Raw genomic sequence first — 6,636 nt, 5'->3', positions numbered from 1 at the left:
CCACGAGCTCGGCCGGCGTGGTGTGGCCGGCGAGCAGCAGCTCGGCCGTGCCGAGCATCGTGCGCACCGCGAGCTCGAGCGCGACGTCGGGCGCGAGCCCGTTCGCCTCGCCCGCAGCCGCGAGCGCGCCGGCGAACCGGGCGAAGTACGCCGGCCCGGAGCCCGAGACGGCCGTCGCCGCGTCCTGCAGCGACTCCGGCACGACGATCGCGGTCCCGAGAACGCCGAACAGCTCGATGACCTGCTCGAGATGCTCGCGCGTCGCACGCGCCCCCGCGCTCACGACGCTCATGCCCTCGTAGACCATCGCGGGCGTGTTCGGCATCACGCGCACGACCGGCGTGCCCGCCGGCAGCAGCGCCTCGATCCGCGCCGTCGGGATGCCCGCGGCGATCGAGACCACGAGCGCGCCGGGCGCGAGCGCGTCCGCGAGCGATGCGGCCACGCCGTCCATGACCTGGGGCTTGACGGCGAGCACGACGGTGGCCGCGTCCCGCACCGCCTCGGCAGCGTCCTCTACGCAGCGGATGCGGTACTCGGCTTCCAGCAGGGCGCGCCGCGCAGCGTCCGGCTCGGCGACCACGAGGCCGTCGTCGCCCCCGAACCCGACCTCGGCCAGTCCGGCGGCGATGGCGGTGCCCATCCGGCCCCCGCCGATGACTGCTGTGCGGCCCGGCCGCATGCGCGCCTGCACTCAGCCCTCGAACGTGAACAGGCCGGTGTCCTTGAGGCGGCGGCGGTCCTCGGCCGACACGCTGACGTTCGCCGGCGTGAGCATGAAGACGCGCTCGGCGATCTTCTGCAGGGTGCCGTCACGGCCGTAGGTCAGCCCGCACGCGAAGTCGAAGAGGCGCTTGGCGGCCGCGGACTCGGTGTGTGTGAGGTTCATGATGACCGGGGTGCCGGCCTTGAACCGGTCGCCGATGACCTGCGCCTCCGAATAGCTCTTCGGCTCGCAGACGTACATGTTCATCTGGGCCGGGGCTGCAGCGGGACGGGCGGTCACGGCGGGCGACGGCTCGACACTCGGCACGGCGCGGAGTCCGGCATCACGCGCACGGTCGAGATCGGGGCCCCGGTCGATGCGCCTGACGTGCCCGGTCTCCTCGCCGTACGGGCTCCGGTACAGGTGGCGGCGCGAGCTGCCCTCGGGATCGTCGCCGGAGTCGTCGCCCTCGTCGAAGGCGTCCTCCTCGTAGTACTCCTCGTCCGCCTCGGGCGAGAGCCCCAGCCGCGACTTGAGCCGATCGAACAGTCCCACAGCCATCCTCCGCCTCTTCCGCGGCGCCGCGGGCGGCGCCGGTGAGTGCCTCTACCTGCCGAAGATCGCCCTGCCGACGCGGACGATCGTCGCGCCTTCCTCGACGGCCACCTCGAAGTCGTTGGTCATGCCCATCGAGAGCTCCGTCAACTCTATGCCATTCAAGCGCAATGCGCACAGACGCGCAAAGAGCGCCGCGCACTCGCGGAACACCCATCTGACGTCCTCAGGCCGGCCGAACGGGGCCATCGTCATCAGCCCACGCACGGCCACGTGCTCCATGTCGGCAGCGGCCCGCAGGACCTCCTCGGCATCGTCGGGCGCGAGCCCGTGCTTGGACGCCTCGCCCGACACGTTGACCTGCAGCAGGACCGGCTGGACGACGTCCTTCTCGGCGGCTCGCCGGTCGATCGCGTCGAGCAGGTGCCCCGAGTCGACCGAGTGGATGAGGCATGCGCGGCCGACGACGTCGCGCACCTTGTTGGTCTGCAGCGAGCCGATGAAGTGCCAGTTCACGTCCGGGAACAGCCCATGCTTGCCGACGAACTCCTGCGCGCGGTTCTCGCCCATGTCGATGATGCCCGCGGCGATCGCGTCGCGGATCTCGGCAACGCCGACCGTCTTCGTGACGGCGACGAGCGTCACCTCGCGCGGGTCGCGCCCGCCCATGTCGGCCGCGTCGGCGATGCGCCGCATCACCGCGCGGTAGCGCTCAGCGATCGCGCTCATCTGCGTAAGACCCGCTACCCTGCTTCGTCCGTGCGGCGGTGGTGACCGGTCAGCAGGTATGAGACCCGCTCGCCGATGTCCACCGCGTTGTCCGCGACCCGCTCGAGGTGCCGCGACGCCAGCACCAGCATCGAAGCCACCTCGGCGTCTCCCTCGTCGTGCACGCGCGACATCTCGCGGAAGAACTGCTTGTGGAGGTGATCGATCGGCTCGTCCATCTCGGGCAGGCGCTTCGCGAGCTCGAGATCGCCCTTCTCGAGCGCCTCCATCGACGCCTCGAGCAGCCGCACGACCAGGTTGCCCTGCGCCTGCAGCAGGTCGTAGAGCGTCTGCGACGCCCGGCGGCCCTCGCTGCGGCGCACGACCTTCGCGATGTTCGTGGCCAGGTCGCCCATGCGCTCGAGGTGGGTGAGCACGTGGTTGAGCGACCACAGGAGACGCAGGTCGCGCGCGACCGGGTGCTGGGTGGCCGTGATCTCGATGATGCGGTCCTCGGCGCCGAGGCACCGGTCGTCGACCTCGTCGTCCGCAGCGATGATGGCCGCGGCGGCCTCGGTGTCGTCCTCGATGACCGCCTTCACCGCGCCGCGCACCTGCGCGCCCACGATCCGTGAGATCCCGAGCACCTCCTCGGTGAGGCCCTCGAGCACCTGCTGGAATCCCTCGCGCATGACTTCTCGCCTCTCGCGCCTGACGACCCTGTCCGATGGTACACCCGCTCGCGCCGCGCCGTCGCCGCACTGCCCGATCCGAACGCCCCTACCCGAACCGCCCCGTGATGTAGTCCTCGGTCCGCTTGTCGTCGGGGCTCGTGAAGATGTGCGAGGTGGCGCCGAACTCGATGAGCTCGGCGGCCTCGTTCACCCGCTCCTGCAGGAAGAATGCGGTGTAGTCGCTCACGCGGGCCGCCTGCTGCATGTTGTGCGTGACGATGACGATGGTGACCTCGTCCTGCAACTCGCCCATCAGGTCCTCGACCTTCTGGACGCTCGTCGGGTCGATTGCTGAGCAGGGCTCGTCCATCAGCATCACCTCGGGCTGCACCGCGAGCACGCGAGCGATGCAGAGGCGCTGCTGCTGGCCTCCGGACAGTTCGAGCCCGCCCCGCCCGAGGATGTCCTTCACCTCGCGCCACAGGTTCGCCTTCTCGAGCGAGGTGCGGACGATGTCGTCGAGATCGGACTTGGCCTTCGTCCCGTGGAGGCGCGGCCCGTACGCGACGTTGTCGTAGATCGACATCGGGAACGGGTTCGGCTGCTGGAATATCATCCCGACGCGGCGGCGCAGGTCGACCGGGTCCACGCCCGGCGCGTAGCAGTCGGCGCCGTCGAGGAGCACCTTGCCGCCCACCTTCGTGCCCGGGATGAGGTCGTTCATGCGGTTCAGGCAGCGCAGGAAGGTGGACTTGCCGCAGCCCGAGGGACCGATGAACGCCGTCACGGCGTTCGCGGCGATGTCGACCGTGATCCCGGTGAGCGCGTTGAACGCCCCGTAGTGGAAGTCGAGGTCCCTGACCTCGAACTTCGCGCGCGGCCCGTTCGTGTCGGTCATTCGGCGAACCTCCTGCTCCGGCGCACGATCCAGCGTGCTGTGAGGTTGAAGGCGAGGATGAGCAGCATCAGCAGCAGGGCGGTGCCGTACGCCGCCTTCAGGTTGATGCCCTCCATGGCCAGCATGTACAGGTGCACGGTCATCGGCCGGCCGGACTGCCACGGCCACACGGCCTGGCTGATGTCCTGGCCCATCGTGTAGACCACGACCGCGGTCTCACCGACCGCGCGGCCGGTCGCCAGGATCAGCCCCGTGAGGATGCGCGGCGCGGCAGCCGGAAGGACGACCTTGCTCACCGTCTGCCACTTCGTCGCGCCGAGGCCGTAGGAACCCCAGCGGATGTAGCGCGGCACGGCGCGGATGGCCTCCTCGGTCGCGCGCATGACGATCGGCAGCATCAGGAAGGACAGCGCCATCGCCGCTGAGATCATCGAGAACCCGATGTGGAACGCCTCCACGAACAGCGCCAGTCCGAACAGGCCCATGACGATCGACGGCACCGATGCGAGCGAGTCCGCTGCGAACCGGATGGCGCGCACCACCCGGCCCTCGACCGCATACTCGGCGAGGTAGACGGCCGCGAGCACGCCGACCGGTGTCACGATCAGCATCGCGAGCGCGGTCACGTAGAGCGTGTTGGTGATGGTCGGCCAGATGCCGCCCTCCATGTTCACGCCCCTGGGCCACGTGAAGATGAACTCGAGTGACAGTGCGCCGATGCCGTTGACGACCACGAAGCCGATGATGCCGACCAGCATCGCGACGGTCGTCATGGCCGAGACCCACAGCGTCGTGACGGCGATCCTGTTGGCGAGGTTCCGGTTCATCGCTACTTCAACCTCGACATGAGCCTGACTGTTGCGACCAGGCCCATCGACACCAGGAACAGTATGACCGCCATCCCGAACAGCGCGGTGCGGTGCGGACCGGCGGCGTACGGCATGTCCATGACGATCTGGCTCGTCAGCGTCGACACCGGCTCGCCGAGCCCGTGGGGGAACTGGGTCGCGTTGCCGACGACCATGAGCACCGCCATGGTCTCCCCCACCGCGCGACCCATGCCGAGAACGATCGCATCGATGATGCCGACCTTGGCAGCGGGCAGGAGCACACGGCGGATGGTCTGCCACGTGGTGGCGCCCATCGCGTACGACGCCTCGCGGATACCCGGTGGCAGGCTGCCGAGCGCGTCCTCGGTCAGCGTCGCGATGGTCGGCACGATCATCACCGCGAGGATGACGGCGCCCGTCAACGGCCCGAACCCGAGCCCGCCCGTCAGATCCGCGACGATCGGGCGTAGGACGACGAGCCCGAAGAAGCCGTAGATGACCGAGGGGATCCCGGCGAGCAGTTCGACGGCCGGCCGCACCACCGCGCGGACCTTCGGGCTCGCGATCTCGGAGAGGAACACCGCCGTCGCCACGGCGAGCGGCGAGCCGAGCGCCAGCGCGCCGAGCACCACCGCGCCGGACCCGGCCACCAGCGGCAGGATGCCGAACGCCTTCTCGGAGGACGCCCAGCGCGCGCCCGTGAGGAACGCGCCGAGACCGATGTCGGTCACCACCGGCCACCCCCGCCATCCCACGAACAGGAAGATGAGCGCCACGGCGGCCACCGCGACGCACGCGCATGCGAAGAAGAGGGTCCGCAGCGCGCCTTCGCGCAGGTAGGTGCCGCGCGACATCAGCTGCAACTCGGAGTGAGGCTGCTCGGGGCTCATCGGACCGCATCCTTCGGCCGCACCGGCAGGAAGCCCGCCTCGCGGACCGTCCCCTGCTGGACCTCGGTCGAGAGCAGGTACTCGAGGTACTCCTTCGCCAAGCCCGTGGGCGTGCCCTTCGTGAACGCGTGGAGCGTGCGCTGGACGGGGTACTCGCCCGATTCCACCGTGGCGGGGCTCGGCGCGACACCGTCGATGGCGAGGGCCTTGACCTCCGGTGTGACGAATCCGAGCGAGATGTAGCCGATGGCGCCCTCGGCATCGCCGACGACCGCGCGCACCTGGCCGGTGCCGGGCAGGATGACCGCGTTGTCGGCGAAGCGCTCCTTCTTCATCACGATCTTGAAGAACGCCTCCCGCGTGCCCGACGCCTCGTCGCGGTTCACGAGCCCGATGGACTCGTCCGGACCGCCCACCTCGGACCAGTTGGTGATCTCGCCCTTGAAGATGGCGCGCACCTGGTCCTTCGTCAGTCCGGTCACGGGGTTCGCCGGGTTCACGATGACCACGATCGCATCGTAGGCGACGGGCGTGTCGAAGAGGCCGAGGCCCTTCTCCTCGTCCTTCAGGTCCCGCGACGAGGTTCCGATGGCGGCCGTGCCCTTCGAGACCGCCTCGATGCCTGCCGACGAGCCGACGCCCGAGACCAGCACGCGCTCTCCGGGGTGGGACTCCTCGAACTCCTTGCCGGAGATCTCGGCGATCGGGAGCACTGTGGTCGAGCCGGTGATGACGAGCTCGTGGGCGCGGCCCACGGAGATGTCGCAGCCGACGGCGACGAAGCCTGCGGAGACCAGCACGACCGCAGCGGCCAGCGCGCGTGCGGCGGCGAGAATGCGGGAGGGGGACAGCGCGGTCCGGTTCATGGTTTCGGGGTCAGCAGCACCGCGATCGCCGCGTGTCGACCCGTCTCGCCCTCCGCTCGATACGAGTAGAACCGGTCCGTCATCTCGGCGGTGCACGCGTCCGTCACGGCTATCGATCCGGGCTGGATCCCGACGTTCGCGAGGTCCTCGCACACCACGGCTCCGAGGTCCAACCGACCCGGAGCCGCGCGCATCGTAGCAGAGGGATGTGCGAAATACGAGAGGGTGTCGGGGCCCACTTCGTAGTGGCACGGGCCGATGCGCGGACCGACGAAGGCGAGCAGGTCGCCGGGCGCGCAGCCGGCCTCTGCGGCGGCGGCGGCGGCGGTCTTGCCGGCGATGCCAGAGGCCGCGCCGCGCCAGCCCGCGTGGGCGATCGCGACCGTCCGGACCGGGCCGGACGCCACAATCACAACCGGCACGCAGTCCGCGAAGAACATCATGAGCGGCACGCCGGGCACGGTCGTCAGCAGGGCGTCCGCGTCAGGAACCGGCGCCCTGCTGACGAC

The 6,636-nt window shown here is 69.9% G+C and carries 9 protein-coding genes; all 9 read right to left on the bottom strand.

The features are described from left to right. On the bottom strand, nucleotides 1–694 hold a 694-nt coding region (locus FDZ70_04930; GenBank protein ID TLM77908.1), incomplete at its 3' end, for a pyrroline-5-carboxylate reductase. After that, nucleotides 695–1,267, bottom strand: coding sequence for a cell division protein SepF (locus tag FDZ70_04925; protein TLM77907.1), 573 nt, complete (start codon nucleotides 1,265–1,267; stop codon nucleotides 695–697). Between the two features lie 45 nt (nucleotides 1,268–1,312). Then, the gene (locus FDZ70_04920; GenBank protein TLM77906.1) at nucleotides 1,313–1,990 is read right to left on the bottom strand and encodes a YggS family pyridoxal phosphate-dependent enzyme; all 678 of its coding nucleotides are present in this window, start codon (nucleotides 1,988–1,990) and stop codon (nucleotides 1,313–1,315) included. 14 nt (nucleotides 1,991–2,004) lie between these two features. Beyond that, nucleotides 2,005–2,661, bottom strand: a complete 657-nt coding sequence (gene phoU / locus FDZ70_04915) for a phosphate signaling complex protein PhoU (GenBank protein TLM77905.1) — start codon at nucleotides 2,659–2,661, stop codon at nucleotides 2,005–2,007. A gap of 88 nt (nucleotides 2,662–2,749) precedes the next feature. Next, nucleotides 2,750–3,541, bottom strand: coding sequence for a phosphate ABC transporter ATP-binding protein (pstB, locus tag FDZ70_04910; GenBank protein ID TLM77904.1), 792 nt, complete (start codon nucleotides 3,539–3,541; stop codon nucleotides 2,750–2,752). Continuing rightward, a complete protein-coding gene (pstA, locus tag FDZ70_04905; GenBank protein TLM77903.1) occupies nucleotides 3,538–4,368 on the bottom strand; it encodes a phosphate ABC transporter permease PstA in 831 nt (276 codons plus the stop codon). The genes pstB and pstA overlap by 4 nt, the downstream gene beginning before the upstream one ends. A gap of 2 nt (nucleotides 4,369–4,370) precedes the next feature. Beyond that, nucleotides 4,371–5,225 (bottom strand): phosphate ABC transporter permease subunit PstC, encoded by an 855-nt coding sequence (gene pstC / locus FDZ70_04900; GenBank protein ID TLM77909.1) that lies wholly within the window; start codon nucleotides 5,223–5,225, stop codon nucleotides 4,371–4,373. A 32-nt stretch (nucleotides 5,226–5,257) separates the two neighbouring features. Next, nucleotides 5,258–6,127 carry a phosphate ABC transporter substrate-binding protein gene (locus FDZ70_04895; protein ID TLM77902.1) on the bottom strand — a complete coding sequence of 290 codons (870 nt, stop codon included), beginning with the start codon at nucleotides 6,125–6,127 and terminating at the stop codon, nucleotides 5,258–5,260. Further along, a partial coding sequence (locus tag FDZ70_04890) for a polyphenol oxidase family protein (GenBank protein ID TLM77901.1) occupies nucleotides 6,124–6,636 on the bottom strand: 513 nt, incomplete at its 5' end. The genes FDZ70_04895 and FDZ70_04890, both read right to left, overlap by 4 nt.

The sequence above is a fragment of the Actinomycetota bacterium genome (assembly GCA_005774595.1).
Lineage (GTDB): Bacteria > Actinomycetota > Coriobacteriia > Anaerosomatales > D1FN1-002 > D1FN1-002.
Note: the sequence above shows the minus strand (reverse complement) of the source record. Positions and strands in the feature narration are given on the sequence as shown.